At 71.8% G+C, this 13,546-nt stretch carries 9 protein-coding genes; 3 read left to right on the top strand and 6 right to left on the bottom strand.

Annotated features, from left to right (window positions below):
- Positions 1-567: 567 nt before the first annotated feature.
- Positions 568-996, bottom strand: coding sequence for an Rv3235 family protein (locus tag EAO76_RS25535; protein ID WP_148838262.1), 429 nt, complete (start codon positions 994-996; stop codon positions 568-570).
- Between the two features lie 291 nt (positions 997-1,287).
- Here EAO76_RS25535 and EAO76_RS25530 point away from each other — a divergent pair, with 291 nt between their 5' ends.
- A complete protein-coding gene (locus tag EAO76_RS25530) occupies positions 1,288-1,794 on the top strand; it encodes a DUF6912 family protein (protein WP_148838261.1) in 507 nt (168 codons plus the stop codon).
- A 116-nt stretch (positions 1,795-1,910) separates the two neighbouring features.
- Entirely contained in the window at positions 1,911-2,582 is a 672-nt protein-coding gene (locus EAO76_RS25525; RefSeq protein WP_148838260.1) for an HAD family hydrolase, read from the top strand.
- A 119-nt stretch (positions 2,583-2,701) separates the two neighbouring features.
- Here EAO76_RS25525 and EAO76_RS25520 read toward each other — a convergent pair whose 3' ends face one another.
- Entirely contained in the window at positions 2,702-3,271 is a 570-nt protein-coding gene (locus EAO76_RS25520) for a DJ-1/PfpI family protein (RefSeq protein WP_148838259.1), read from the bottom strand.
- Positions 3,272-3,664: 393 nt separating this feature from the next.
- Here EAO76_RS25520 and EAO76_RS25515 point away from each other — a divergent pair, with 393 nt between their 5' ends.
- Positions 3,665-8,662 carry an NAD-glutamate dehydrogenase gene (locus tag EAO76_RS25515; RefSeq protein ID WP_148838258.1) on the top strand — a complete coding sequence of 1,666 codons (4,998 nt, stop codon included), beginning with the start codon at positions 3,665-3,667 and terminating at the stop codon, positions 8,660-8,662.
- Positions 8,663-8,797: 135 nt separating this feature from the next.
- Here EAO76_RS25515 and EAO76_RS25510 read toward each other — a convergent pair whose 3' ends face one another.
- The 4 genes from EAO76_RS25510 to EAO76_RS25495 all read right to left on the bottom strand — a co-directional run bounded on the left by EAO76_RS25510 (position 8,798) and on the right by EAO76_RS25495 (position 13,531).
- The gene (locus EAO76_RS25510) at positions 8,798-10,663 is read right to left on the bottom strand and encodes a serine/threonine-protein kinase (RefSeq protein WP_262375737.1); all 1,866 of its coding nucleotides are present in this window, start codon (positions 10,661-10,663) and stop codon (positions 8,798-8,800) included.
- Positions 10,664-10,751: 88 nt separating this feature from the next.
- Positions 10,752-11,774 carry a serine/threonine-protein kinase gene (locus tag EAO76_RS25505; protein WP_148838257.1) on the bottom strand — a complete coding sequence of 341 codons (1,023 nt, stop codon included), beginning with the start codon at positions 11,772-11,774 and terminating at the stop codon, positions 10,752-10,754.
- Positions 11,775-11,856: 82 nt separating this feature from the next.
- Positions 11,857-12,636 carry an ABC transporter ATP-binding protein gene (locus EAO76_RS25500; protein ID WP_148838366.1) on the bottom strand — a complete coding sequence of 260 codons (780 nt, stop codon included), beginning with the start codon at positions 12,634-12,636 and terminating at the stop codon, positions 11,857-11,859.
- 4 nt (positions 12,637-12,640) lie between these two features.
- Positions 12,641-13,531: an ABC transporter permease gene (locus EAO76_RS25495; protein WP_148838256.1), complete on the bottom strand. Its 891-nt coding sequence runs from the start codon at positions 13,529-13,531 to the stop codon at positions 12,641-12,643.
- Between the last annotated feature and the right edge of the window lie 15 nt (positions 13,532-13,546).

The raw sequence follows: 13,546 nt of genomic DNA, 5'->3' as shown, positions 1-13,546 counted from the left end.
GGGCGGGTGTCGGAGGCGGGCCGTGCTGTGCGGGGCGGCCGCTGCGCGGGGCCGTCCCCTGCCCACCGCTTCCCGTGACCGGGGCTCCGCCCCGGACCCCGCTCCTCGACCGCCGGAGGGGCCGGGTTTCGCCCCGTCCCGAATGCGAGGGGCTGGTTCTGTCCGGTCCCTCAATCGCGGGAAGGGCTGGGTTTCGTCCTGTCCCTCGGATGCGGAGGGGGATTTCGCCCCGCTCCAATCAGTGGAGGGGCAGGGTTTCGCCCCACCTGTCGAACGCGGAGGGGGGCGGATCGCACCCTGCTCCTCGACCGTCGGAGGGGCCGAGAGAGCGGGAGCGGGCCGTGCCGGGCGCTCGGAGTGGGCTCCGGGGCGCTCTGGGCGGGTTCTGTGGGGCGTTGAAGTCCTTTCCGGGCGGGGAAGGCATTCGGCCCCCCGTGCGCCCGTCTCGTCGCGTTCTGCCGCTGTTCCTTCGTTCCTCCATTCCTTCATTCCCCCGTTTCGGTTCCTGTCCCGGCAGTCCCCGGCAGTCCCCGGCGATTCCCGGAGGCCAGTGGCGGTCCCCGGAGCTCAGTGGGGCAGAGGGGCCTGGAGGCGTTCGCCGCCCAGTTCCACCGCGGCGCAGCGCCAGCGGAGGTCGGTGCCCTGCTCCAGACGGAAGGCCATCGCCCGTACCTGTTCGCCCGCCGCGATGCTCGCGCAGGCCTCCACCACGCCCGGTGCCGGCTGGGCGCCGTGGCACATGCGGATCACGGGGCGGGCGCCGCGGCTCCTGAGCGGGGTGCGCGGGGCCAGCTCGGCCAGCTGGTCGTACGCCTCGCCGATGGTGTGGCCGAGCATCCAGTGCACCGGACGCTGGCCGCTGAGCACCGCGAGGAGGCGTTCGGCGAACCAGTGGTGGGGGCGCACGCGCCGGGGAACCCTCGTGCGCTGGGGTGGTACGGAGTGGGGCCCGCGCCGGTCGTGGCGTCCGGCGGGCCGGGTCCTGTTCGTGCTCATCGTTCATCGCCCCCGTGCTTCAGAGTCCCGGTCGCATACCGGGCGGTAACTTCTGATGGGGATCTTCTACGGCGGCCGGGAACGGGCCGCAAGCGGTGGCGGGGCGCCCGGGACGGCCGGGGCGAATCACCTATCCGGGTGATGCGGGCGTCGGCGGGCGGGGTGTGCGGCGGGCGGCGGGAGGGTGAGGGGCGGTCGCCGGGTGGACGGACCGGCGTCGGCGCAGGTGACCCCAAAGGGGGACGTCGCACGTATCCTGAGGGCGTTTCCGACTACGAAAGCGGCCCAGCCATGCGCGTGTACGTCCCCCTGACCCTCTCCGGTCTCGCAGCGGCGCACGGGGCGGGCGAGATCGGTCCCGGCCCGCTGACCGCGTACGCGGTGACTCCCGGGCTGCGCGAGTGGTACGTCTCCGACGACATCGAGGAACTGGAGTACGCGGCGCTCAACCGGGCCGCCTCCGCCTCCTTGCGCATGATCGCCCGGGACCCCGGCGAGGTGTGCAGGCGGGTCGTCGTCGCCGTCGACGTACCGGACGGCGCGGCCGTCGCCGACCCGGACCGCAGCCTCGACTCGTCCTCGCTCGGCGAGGTGCGGATCGCGTCCTCCGTGGCGCTCGCCGAGGCCGCCGCCGTGCACGTCGACTCGGACGACGCGCGGGAGGACGTCACGGCCGCCGTCACGGCGCTGGGGGCCGCGGACCTCGGTGACGACGACGCGCAGTTCACCGTGGACGGCGCCGAGGACCACGAGCTGCTGTGGTTCGGCATCCAGGAGATCCCGAACCTGATCGGCTGAGGGGGTCGGCCCCGGCCCCGGACCGACCGCCGGGACCCCGGCGAGGAGCCGGTCGGAGGCATCCGTGGAGTGATTTCTCGAACGGGCTGTCGGACCTGGCGGGTACTTTCTTACGCATGGGGACGCATGGGAAGCACCGCACGCATCTGGTCTGGGACTGGAACGGCACACTGCTCGACGACAACGTCGCGGTCATCGGCGCGACGAACGCCGCGTTCGGCGAGATCGGCCTGGAACCGATCACCCTGGAGCAGTACCGCGAGATGTACTGCGTCCCGATACCCCGCTTCTACGAACGGCTGCTGGGCCGGCTGCCCACGGAGGCCGAGTGGGAGCGGATGGACGGGGTGTTCCACCGGCACTACACCGAGCAGCGGGCCGCCTGCGGGCTCACCGAGGGGGCCGAGGAGCTCCTCGCGCAGTGGCGGCTGGCCGGACGCAGCCAGTCGCTGCTGAGCATGTACGGGCACGACGAGCTGGTCCCCGTGGTGCGGGGCTACGGCATCGAGCCGCATTTCGTACGGGTCGACGGGCGCACCGGGCCGTCCGGCGGCAGCAAGGCGCGGTACATGGAACGGCACCTGGCCGCGCTGGACGGGATATCCCCGCAGTACACGGTGGTCATCGGTGACGCGGTGGACGACGCCGTGGCCGCGGCCCACGTCGGGGCGAAGGCCGTGCTCTACACCGGCGGGTCGCACAGCAGGGCCAGTCTGGAGGCCGCCGGGGTGCCGGTGGTGGACAGCCTGGCCGAGGCGGCGCACCTCGCCGAGCAGCTGACCGGGTGAGACATCTCACGTACGGGATCCGGGCGGGCGCCGCAGCCGCAGCGACCGGGTGAGGAGCCGGGGCCGCACCGGCCGGGTGAGGCGCCGGGGCCGGGAGGCCGGGCGCCGGGTGCCCGGGGTCAGGCGTCGACCGGGGCCTTCTCGCGGAGGACCTTCAGGAACTCGCGCATCCACGCCGAGTGGTCCGGCCAGGCCCGGGCGGAGACCAGTGCGCCGTCGACCACCGCCTCGTGGTCCTCGAAGGTGGCGCCCGCCGCCTGCATGTCCAGCTCCAGCGCGGGGTACGCCGTGACGTGCCGGCCGGTCAGTGCGCCGATCGCCGCGGTCATCAGCGGCCCGTGGCAGATCTGGGCCACGGGCCGGTCCGAGTCGAAGAACGCCTTGAGGATCTTGCGCAGCTCCGCGTCGTTGCGCAGGTACTCGGGGGCCCGGCCGCCCGGGATCACCAGGGCCGCGTAGTCCCCGGCGTCGACCTCGGAGAAGGCCAGGTCGGCGGGCCAGGTGTAGCCGGGCTTCTCGGTGTAGGTGTCGAACCCGGGCACGAAGTCGTGGACCACGAAGCGCAGCGTCTTGCGGCTGGGGGCCGCGACGTGGACGTCGTACCCCTCCTCGCGCAGTCGCTGGTACGGATAGAGGACCTCCAGGGACTCGGCGGCGTCGCCGGTGACGATCAGGATCTTCGGTGCCATGGCGGGGCTCCCACGGTTCGTCGGCCTGTTCGTTACCAGAGTGCGGCAATACGGACGGGCGCGCTGTCCAAGGTGTCAAATTCGGCGCCGTTTTTTGGACATATACAACTCATGACGACGAAGGGTCCGGGCGAGATAGCCTGGACCCCGTGATCAGCGCGATACGCCTCGGGGGCAGTGGAGCCCCCGGCCCGCACCCGGAGTGCCACACCCTCCGGGTCGTCGCCGATCCTCACCGCCCGGACCGACTCCCCGAAGGGGCCGAAACGGTCCCGGGCATCTCTCACAGCGGCAGAGCGGTAGCGTCGAACCGGACCGGAAGATCCGGGTCGTGGTGCTATGCCGCCTATTCCACCTACGTCACGCAACGGCGCGCGACAGGAGCCAGAGGACATGCAGACCAAGCTGGACGAAGCCAAGGCCGAGCTGCTCGCACGAGCCGCGAGGGTAGCTGACAACAGCCCGGGCGGTGGTGTCGGCGGGCCGGGCGGTACCTCCCGGGTCCGTGTCGCGGGCACCGGGGACGAGCAGGAACGTCCCGGGCAGGACGTACTTCTCTCCTACCTCCAGCGCTACTACCTGCACACCGCTCCCGAGGACATCACGGGCCGCGACCCGGTGGACGTCTTCGGGGCCGCCTCCTCCCACTACCGACTGGCCGAAATGCGCCCGCAGGGCACGGCGAACGTCCGGGTGCACACCCCGACCGTCGAGGAGAACGGCTGGACGTGCAGCCACACCGTCGTCGAGGTGGTCACCGACGACATGCCGTTCCTGGTCGACTCCGTCACCAACGAGCTGTCCCGGCAGGGGCGCGGCATCCACGTCGTGATCCACCCGCAGGTCGTCGTGCGCCGTGACGTCACCGGCAAGCTCATCGAGGTCCTCGCCGAGGGCAACGGCCTCCACGCGGGCCCGAAGGGCGGCAAGAACGCCAAGGACGGCAAGGCCGAGCTGCCGCACGACGCGCTCGTCGAGTCCTGGATCCACGTCGAGATCGACCGCGAGACCGACCGCGCCGACCTCCAGCAGATCACCGCCGACCTGCTGCGCGTCCTGTCCGACGTGCGGGAGACCGTCGAGGACTGGGAGAAGATGCGCGAGGCCGCGCTGCGCATCGCCGACGACCTGCCCGGCGAGCCGCTCGACGACCTCGCCGACGAAGAGGTCAACGAGGCCAGGGAACTGCTGCGCTGGCTCGCCGCCGACCACTTCACCTTCCTCGGCTACCGCGAGTACGAGCTGAAGGACACCGACTCGCTGGCCGCCGTCGCCGGCACCGGCCTCGGCATCCTGCGCTCCGACCCGCACCACAGCGTCGACGAGGCGCACCCGGTCAGCCCCTCCTTCGACCGGCTGCCCGCCGACGCCCGCGCCAAGGCCCGGGAGCGCAAGCTCCTCATCCTCACCAAGGCCAACAGCCGGTCGACCGTGCACCGCCCCAGCTACCTCGACTACGTCGGCGTGAAGAAGTTCGACGAGGACGGCAACGTCATCGGCGAGCGCCGCTTCCTCGGCCTGTTCTCCTCCGCCGCCTACACCGAGTCCGTGCGCCGGGTGCCCGTCATCCGCCGCAAGGTCGCCGAGGTGCTGGAGGGCGCGGGCTTCTCGCCCAACAGCCACGACGGCCGCGACCTGCTCCAGATCCTGGAGACGTACCCGCGCGACGAGCTCTTCCAGACGCCCGTCGACCAGCTGCGCTCCGTGGTCACCTCCGTCCTCTACCTCCAGGAGCGCCGCCGGCTGCGGCTCTACCTGCGCCAGGACGAGTACGGGCGCTACTACTCCGCGATCGTCTACCTGCCGCGCGACCGCTACACCACCGGTGTGCGCCTGCGCCTGATCGACATCCTCAAGGAGGAACTGGGCGGCATCAGCGTCGACTTCACCGCCTGGAACACCGAGTCGATCCTCTCCCGGCTGCACTTCGTCGTCCGGGTCGCCCCCGGCACCGAACTGCCCGACCTCACCGACGCCGAGGCCGACCGCATCGAGGCCCGGCTGGTCGAGGCCGCCCGCTCCTGGGCGGACGGCTTCCAGGAGGCGCTGGGCGCCGAGTGCGGCGAGGAGCGGGCCGCCGAGCTGCTGCGCCAGTACGGCCACTCCTTCCCCGAGGGCTACAAGGCCGACCACACGCCGCGCGCCGCCGTGGCCGACCTGGTCCACCTCGAAGCGCTCAAGAAGGACGAGAAGGACTTCGCCCTCAGCCTGTACGAGCCGGTCGGCGCCGGCCCCGGCGAGCGCCGCTTCAAGATCTACCGGACCGGCGAGCAGGTCTCCCTGTCCGCCGTGCTCCCGGCCCTCCAGCGGCTCGGCGTCGAGGTCGTCGACGAGCGCCCGTACGAGCTGCGCTGCGCGGACCGTACGCACGCCTGGATCTACGACTTCGGGCTCCGGATGCCGCAGACCGGCGGCAACTACCTCGCCGACGACGCCCGCGACCGCTTCCAGGACGCCTTCGCCGCCGTGTGGACCGGGGAGGCCGAGAACGACGGCTTCAACTCGCTGGTCCTGGGCGCCGGGCTGACCTGGCGCCAGGCGGTGGTGCTGCGCGCCTACGCCAAGTACCTGCGCCAGGCCGGATCGACGTTCAGCCAGGACTACATGGAGAGCACTCTCCGCAACAACGTCCACACCACCCGGCTGCTGGTCTCGCTCTTCGAGGCCCGGATGTCCCCGGAGCGGCAGAGCGCCGGCACCGAGCTGACCGACGGCCTCCTGGAGGAGCTGGACGGGGCCCTGGACCAGGTCGCCTCGCTCGACGAGGACCGCATCCTGCGCTCCTTCCTCACCGTCATCAAGGCCACCCTGCGCACCAACTTCTTCCAGATGGCCGACAGCGGCAAGCCGCACGGCTACGTCTCGATGAAGTTCGACCCGCAGTCCATCCCGGATCTGCCCGCGCCCCGGCCGGCCTTCGAGATCTGGGTCTACTCGCCGCGCGTCGAGGGCGTGCACCTGCGCTTCGGCAAGGTCGCCCGAGGCGGTCTGCGCTGGTCGGACCGGCGCGAGGACTTCCGCACGGAGATCCTCGGCCTGGTCAAGGCGCAGATGGTCAAGAACACCGTCATCGTGCCCGTCGGCGCCAAGGGCGGCTTCGTCGCCAAGCAGCTCCCGGACCCGGCCGTCGACCGCGACGCCTGGATGGCCGAGGGCATCGCCTCGTACCGCACCTTCATCTCGGCGCTGCTCGACATCACCGACAACATGGTGGCCGGCGAGGTCGTGCCGCCCAAGGACGTCGTCCGGCACGACGAGGACGACACCTACCTGGTCGTCGCCGCCGACAAGGGCACCGCGAGCTTCTCCGACATCGCCAACGAGGTCGCCGTCGCGTACGGCTTCTGGCTGGGCGACGCCTTCGCCTCCGGCGGCTCCGCAGGTTACGACCACAAGGGCATGGGCATCACCGCCCGCGGCGCCTGGGAGTCCGTCAAGCGGCACTTCCGCGAGCTGGGCCACGACACCCAGACCCAGGACTTCACCGTCGTCGGCGTCGGCGACATGTCCGGTGACGTGTTCGGCAACGGCATGCTGCTCTCCGAGCACATCCGCCTCGTCGCCGCCTTCGACCACCGGCACATCTTCCTCGACCCGACCCCGGACGCCGCCGCCTCCTACGCCGAGCGGCGCCGCCTGTTCGAGCTGCCGCGCAGCTCCTGGGCCGACTACGACAAGGAACTGCTCTCCGCGGGCGGCGGCGTCCACCCGCGCAGTGCCAAGTCCATCCCGATCAACGCGCACATCCGCGAGGCGCTCGGCATCGAGCCGGGAGTCACCAAGATGACGCCCGCCGAGCTGATGCAGACCATCCTCAAGTCCCCCGTGGACCTGGTGTGGAACGGCGGCATCGGCACGTACATCAAGTCCTCCGCCGAGTCGAACGCGGACGTCGGCGACAAGGCCAACGACGCGATCCGGGTCAACGGCGAGGACCTGCGGGCCAAGGTCGTCGGCGAGGGCGGCAACCTCGGCGCCACCCAGCTCGGCCGGATCGAGTTCGCCCGCACCGGCGGCCGGATCAACACCGACGCGATCGACAACAGCGCCGGCGTGGACACCTCCGACCACGAGGTGAACATCAAGATCCTGCTCAACGGCCTGGTCCGGGACGGTGACATGACCGTCAAGCAGCGCAACAAGCTGCTCGCCGAGATGACCGACGAGATCGGCCGCCTGGTCCTGCGCAACAACTACGCGCAGAACGTGGCACTCGCCAACGCCACGGCCCAGTCGTCCTCCCTGCTCCACGCCCACCAGCGCTTCATGCGCCGACTGGGCCGCGACGGCGACCTCGACCGCGGTCTGGAGTTCCTGCCCAACGACCGGCAGATCCGCGAGCTGCTCAACTCCGGCAAGGGGCTCACCCAGCCCGAACTCGCCGTGCTGCTCGCCTACACGAAGATCACCGCCGCCCGGGAGCTGATCCGCACCAGTCTGCCGGACGACCCGCACCTGCAGACGCTGCTGCACGCCTACTTCCCGCACCAGCTGCGCGCGCAGTTCCCCGAGGCGGTCGACGGGCACGCGCTGCGCCGCGAGATCATCACCACCGTCCTGGTCAACGACACGGTGAACAGCGGCGGTTCGACCTTCCTGCACCGGCTGCGGGAAGAGACCGGTGCCTCGATCGAGGAGATCGTGCGGGCGCAGTTCGCGGCCCGTGAGATCTTCGGTCTCGGCCAGGTGTGGGACGCCGTGGAGGCGCTCGACAACGAGGTCGCCGCCGATGTGCAGACCCGCGTCCGGCTGCACTCGCGCCGGCTCGTCGAGCGCGGCTCGCGCTGGCTGCTCGGCAACCGGCCGCAGCCGCTGGAGATCGCCGAGACGGTCGACTTCTTCAAGGCCGGGGTCGAGCAGGTCTGGGCCGAGCTGCCCAAGATGCTGAAGGGCACCGACCTGGAGTGGTACCAGTCGATCCTTGACGAGCTCACCGAGGCGGGCGTCCCGGGCGAGCTGGCCCAGCGGGTCGCCGGATTCTCCTCCGCCTTCCCGGCGCTGGACATCGTGGCGATCGCGGAGCGCACCGGCAAGGACCCGCTCGCCGTCGCCGAGGTGTACTACGACCTCGCCGACCGGCTGGGCATCACCCGGCTGATGGACCGGATCATCGAGCTGCCGCGGGCCGACCGCTGGCAGTCCATGGCCCGCGCCTCCATCCGCGAGGACCTGTACGCGGCGCACGCCGCGCTCACCGCGGACGTGCTGTCGGTGGGCAACGGGGGCTCGACGCCGGAGGAGCGGTTCAAGGCGTGGGAGGAGAAGAACGCGGCGATCCTCACGCGTTCGCGCTCCACGCTCGACGAGATCCAGGGCTCGGACGCCTTCGACCTGGCGAACCTGTCGGTGGCCATGCGGACGATGCGGACGCTGCTGCGCACGCACGCGTGACGCCCGAGGGGTGAGAGGCGGTCGCCGGGTCGGTCGGTCCGGCGACCGCCGCCGTCTTTTCCGGACGGCGGCGGTCGGAGCCGTTCCGGGGGCGTTCCCGGAACTCCGGGGCCCCGGGAACGGCCGGGACGACCGTCAGTCGATCTTCCAGAGGGTCAGCGTGCCCTCGTAGGTGGGGGTCCTTTCGCTGGTGTTGAACACCACGTTGGAGATCTTCCACTGGGCGAGGTTGCCCTCGGAGGTCACGCTGCACATCACGTCGCCCGCCACGATGGTCTTCTCCTTGTTCAGCGTCTCGCTGGAGACCGAACTGGGGAGGGGGTTCTGCTTGGCGGCGGTGTGGCACGCCTCGGGGGTCTCGCCGTTCGCCTTGCCCAGCGCCCGGTTGAACTCCAGCGTGTCGTACGAGGCGTTGAGCTCGCGGTCCTCCGAGTCGATCCCCCTGTTGGGGTCCACGAGCGGGACGTCCATGTCGACGTAGGTGTTGTCCAGGCCCGACGGGGTGCGCAGGGTCAGCGGCTTGTCCTTGAAGATCTCTTTGTACGAGGCGGGCGGGGGGTTCTCCGACCCGGTGCCGGCCGGCTCGCCGGTGGAGCCGCCGGAGGAGTCGTCGTCCGCGGTGGATCCGCCGTCCGTGCCGGACTTCCGGGGGCTCTGCGCGCTGCTGCCGTTGTTGCTCTTCTTCTCGTCGTCCGAGTCCTTGCCGAGGACCCAGAGCGTGCCGCCGATGCCGGTGGCGAACGCGACCACCACGGCGGCGATCAGCAGGGCCGGCCGCTTGCGGCGGGGTGCGGCGGAGCCGGTCTCCGGGGGCTGCGGGGCCGGCTGGTGCGCCGGGAACGGCCCGCTGCCGGGGCCCTGGGCGGGCGGTACCGCGCCGGGGGCCTGCGTGAGCGGCATCGTGCCGGGCCACGCGCCGCCCGCCGCCTGTCCCGGTCCCGGCGCGTACGACGGCGCGGAGGCGGCGGGCGGCACGGTGCCGGTGGCATAGGGGTTGGGCTCGGTGCCGGTGCCGGTGCCGGTGCCGGTGGCGTAGGGGTTGGGACCGGGTTGCGGCGCGTTCGGCGGGTACGCGGGCGGGGCCGCCGGATCCGTCGGCTGCGGGGGCAGCTGCGCGGCCTGCTCGTGGTGGGCGATCCGGGCGGCGACCGGCGCGGGCAGCCAGTCCCCGGCCTCCCGCAGCGGCCGGCCCGCGGCCTGCTCGCACAGGGCCGCCAGTTCGGCGGGGGTGATGCGGGTGCCCGGATCGGCGGTCAGACAGCGTTCGAGCAACGGGCGCAGCTCGGCCGGGTACTCGTCCAGCCGCGGCGGGCGGCTGGCGGTGTTGGCGATCTGGGTGGCGACGGTGAGGGCGCCGCCCGCCCCGTACGGGTGCCGTCCGGTCGCCGCGACGGCCGCGATCAGCCCCAGCGAGAACACGTCCGTGGCCGGGCCGACCTGCTCGCCGAGCGCGTGCTCGGGCGACATGTACTGCGGCGTGCCGATGACCCCGCTGCCGGTGAGCTGGGTGGCGTCGGTGGCACGGGCGATCCCGAAGTCGATGACGTACGGGCCCGTCGCGCCGAGCAGGATGTTGCCGGGCTTCAGGTCGCGGTGGACGACCCCGGCCGCGTGGATGGCGCTCAGCGCCTGCGCGGTGCAGCCGACGAGCCGGAAGACCGCGGACAGCGGCAGCGGGCCGTGGGACTCCAGGACCGCCTGGAGCGCCAGACCGGGGACGAACGCCGAGGCCAGCCAGGGGAGCGGGCCGGAGGTGTCGTGGTCGACGACCGGCACCAGGTGGTAGCCCTGCACGCGCCGGGCGGCCTGCACCTCCTGGTCGAACCGGCGGCGGAATTCCGGATCGTCGCCGAACTCGCGGCGGATCAACTTCAGCGCGACGGCCTGGCCGCCCCGGGTGTGCGAGAGGTAGACGGTGCCCATCCCGCCCTCGCCGATCCGGGCGATCAGCCGGTACCCGGAGATCTCGCGCGGATCCTGGGGGCCGAGAGGTGTGAGCACGTCACCGGTGCCGGTACTGATGGGAGCCTCCCCCGCTCATCACTGCAAGTGTGCCGGATGAGACTACGACACCTTCCGGTCCGTCAAGTCAGCTGCCCGGGGACGGGTTTCGGCGGACCCGGCGATTCCATTCGGCGGCCAGCGGATCGCGCACGGTCGGCACGTACGTGGGCGTGTACGCGGCGGAACGGGGCCGGGTCGCCGCCTCGATCCGGGCCACGGCCGAGGCCACCGGGTCCGGCAGCCAGCCGGTGAAGTCCCGCAGCCCCCGCACGTCGTCCGCGCCGAGCGCCCGCCGGCACAGTTCGGCGACCTCCGGGGCCGAGGGGCGGTCCTCGGGCCGGGCCGCCAGGCAGAGCCGGAGCAGTCGGCGCAGCGGTTCGGGGTGGTGGTCCAGCGCCGGGGGTTCGCGGTCGGTCTCCGCGATGCGGGCGGCGACCGCGAGACCGTGGCCCCGCCCGTACGGGTGCTCCCCGGTGGCGGCCTCGGCGGCCAGCAGCCCGAGCGCGAACATGTCGGACGCGGACGTCAGCGGCCTGCCCAGCGCGTGCTCGGGCGACATGTTCTTCGGGGTGCCGACCAGCCGGCCCACCGTGGTGAGGGTGCGCAGGTCCGACGTCCGCGCGATGCCGAAGTCGAGCAGCCAGGGGCCGCTCGCGGCGAGCAGCAGATTGCCGGGCTTGACGTCGCGGTGGATGACTCCGGAGGAGTGGACCGAGGCCAGCGCCCCGGCGAGACAGCCGGCCAGCCGGAGCACGGTGGCCGTCGGCAGCGGCCCGTACCGGTCGACGACGGTGTCCAGCGGCAGGCCGGGGACGTAGTGGGTGGCGAGCCAGGGCGTCTCCCCCTCGGCGTCGTGGTCGACGACCGGCACCAGGTGGTAGCCGGAGACCCGGCGGGCGGTGGCCACCTCGCGGGCGAACCGCACCCGGAACGCCGCGTCCCGCGCGTACTCCCGGCGGACCGCCTTCAGCGCGACGGGCTGGCCGCCCCGGGTGTGCGAGAGGTAGACGGTGCCCATCCCGCCCTCGCCCACCCGGGCCCGCAGCACGTAACCGGAGATCTCGCGCGGATCGTCCGCCCGCAGCGGCCCCGGCACCCCGTCCTGCATGTGTCCCCCTGTGATCGGACCGTTCGGCTGACATCCCCTGGTGAGCCCCGGGATCCTACAGCCCGTACGGAGGGGACGCGGCCTACTTCTTTCCGGAGGTGAACCGCTCGTAGGCGGCCACGACCTCCTTCGCGGGGCCGTCCATCCGGAGCGTGCCCGCCTCCAGCCAGATCGCCCGGTCGCAGGTCTCGGTGATCGACTTGTTGCTGTGGCTGACCAGGAAGACCGTGCCGGCCTCCTTGCGCAGTTCCTTGATCCGCTCCTTGCTGCGCCGCTGGAACCTGGCGTCGCCGGTGGACAGCGCCTCGTCGATCAGCAGGACGTCATGGCTCCTGGCGGCGGCGATCGAGAAGCGCAGCCGGGCGCCCATGCCGGAGGAGTACGTGCGCATCGGCAGGGAGATGAAGTCGCCCTTGTCGTTGATGCCGGAGAAATCGACGATGTCCTGGTAGCGCTCGCGGATCTGAGCCCGCGTCATGCCCATCGCGAGGCCGCCGAGCACCACGTTGCGCTCCCCGGTCAGATCGCCCATCAGCGCCGCGTTCACCCCGAGCAGCGAGGGCTGGCCGTGGGTGTGGACCCGGCCCCTCGTCGCGGGCAGCAGACCGGCGATGGCCTTGAGCAGGGTGGATTTCCCCGAGCCGTTGGAGCCGATCAGGCCGATGGCCTCGCCCTTGTACGCCGCGAAGCTCACCCCCTTCACCGCGTGCACCTCGCGCACCCCGGGGGACCGGCGGCGCGAGACGATCCGGCTGAGCGCCGAGGTGGCGCCGCCCTTTCCGGTACGGGCGCCGTTCACCTTGTACGTGATGTGGACGTCGTCCACGACGACGGTCGGCACCCGCTCGTCGATGTCGGTCATGTGGTCAGCCACGTCCGTACCGCTCCTCCGCCTGCCAGAAGTACACGAATCCGCCCACGCCGCACACGAGCGCCCAGCCCGTGGCGATCGCCCACACATGCGGCGGGAGGTGGGATGCGCCGAAGCTGTCGATGAGGGCGAACCGCATCAGGTCGATGAAGACGGCGGCCGGATTGCACTCCAGCATCACCTTCACGAAGTGCGGCACCCGGTCGCCCGCGAGCATCGTGTCCACGCTCCACATGACGCCCGAGGCGTACATCCAGGTGCGCAGGACGAACGGCATCAGCTGGGCGACGTCCGGCGTCCGGGCGGTCAGCCGCGCCACCGCCATGGAGACGCCGGTGTTGAACACGGCCTGGAGGAACAGCGCCGGCACCGCCAGCAGCCAGGACGGCTTCGGGAACTGTCCGAAGCCGATCAGGATCAGCACCAGTGCCCCCAGCGAGAACAGCAGTTGCTGGAGCTGCTGGAGGGCCAGCGCGATCGGCAGCGAGGCGCGCGGGAAGTGCAGGGCCCGCACCAGGCCGATGTTGCCGCTGATCGCCCGGGTGCCCGCGGTGATCGAACTGCTGGTGAAGGTCCAGATGAACACGCCGGTGACGAGGAACGGCACGAAGTCGTCGACGTCGCGCCTGGTGTCCAGCAGGACGCCGAAGATGAAGTAGTAGACCGTCGCGTTCAGCAGCGGGGTCATGATCTGCCAGATCTGGCCGAGCTTCGCCCGGCTGTACTGGGCGGTCAGCTTGGCGGTGGCGAACGCCGTGATGAAGTGCCGCCGCCCCCACAGCCGGCGGACGTACGTGCCCAGCGGGGGGCGGGCCCCGCTCGTGGTCAGCCCGTGCCGGGCGGCCAGCGCGGCGAGCTCGCCCGGCGCGTACACCGGTGGGGACAACGGGTCGGCCGGGGG

This window comes from Streptomyces sp. sk2.1 (assembly GCF_008120935.1).
In the GTDB taxonomy this organism is placed as follows: Bacteria; Actinomycetota; Actinomycetes; order Streptomycetales; family Streptomycetaceae; genus Streptomyces.
This window is presented reverse-complemented; position numbering and strand designations above follow the sequence as displayed.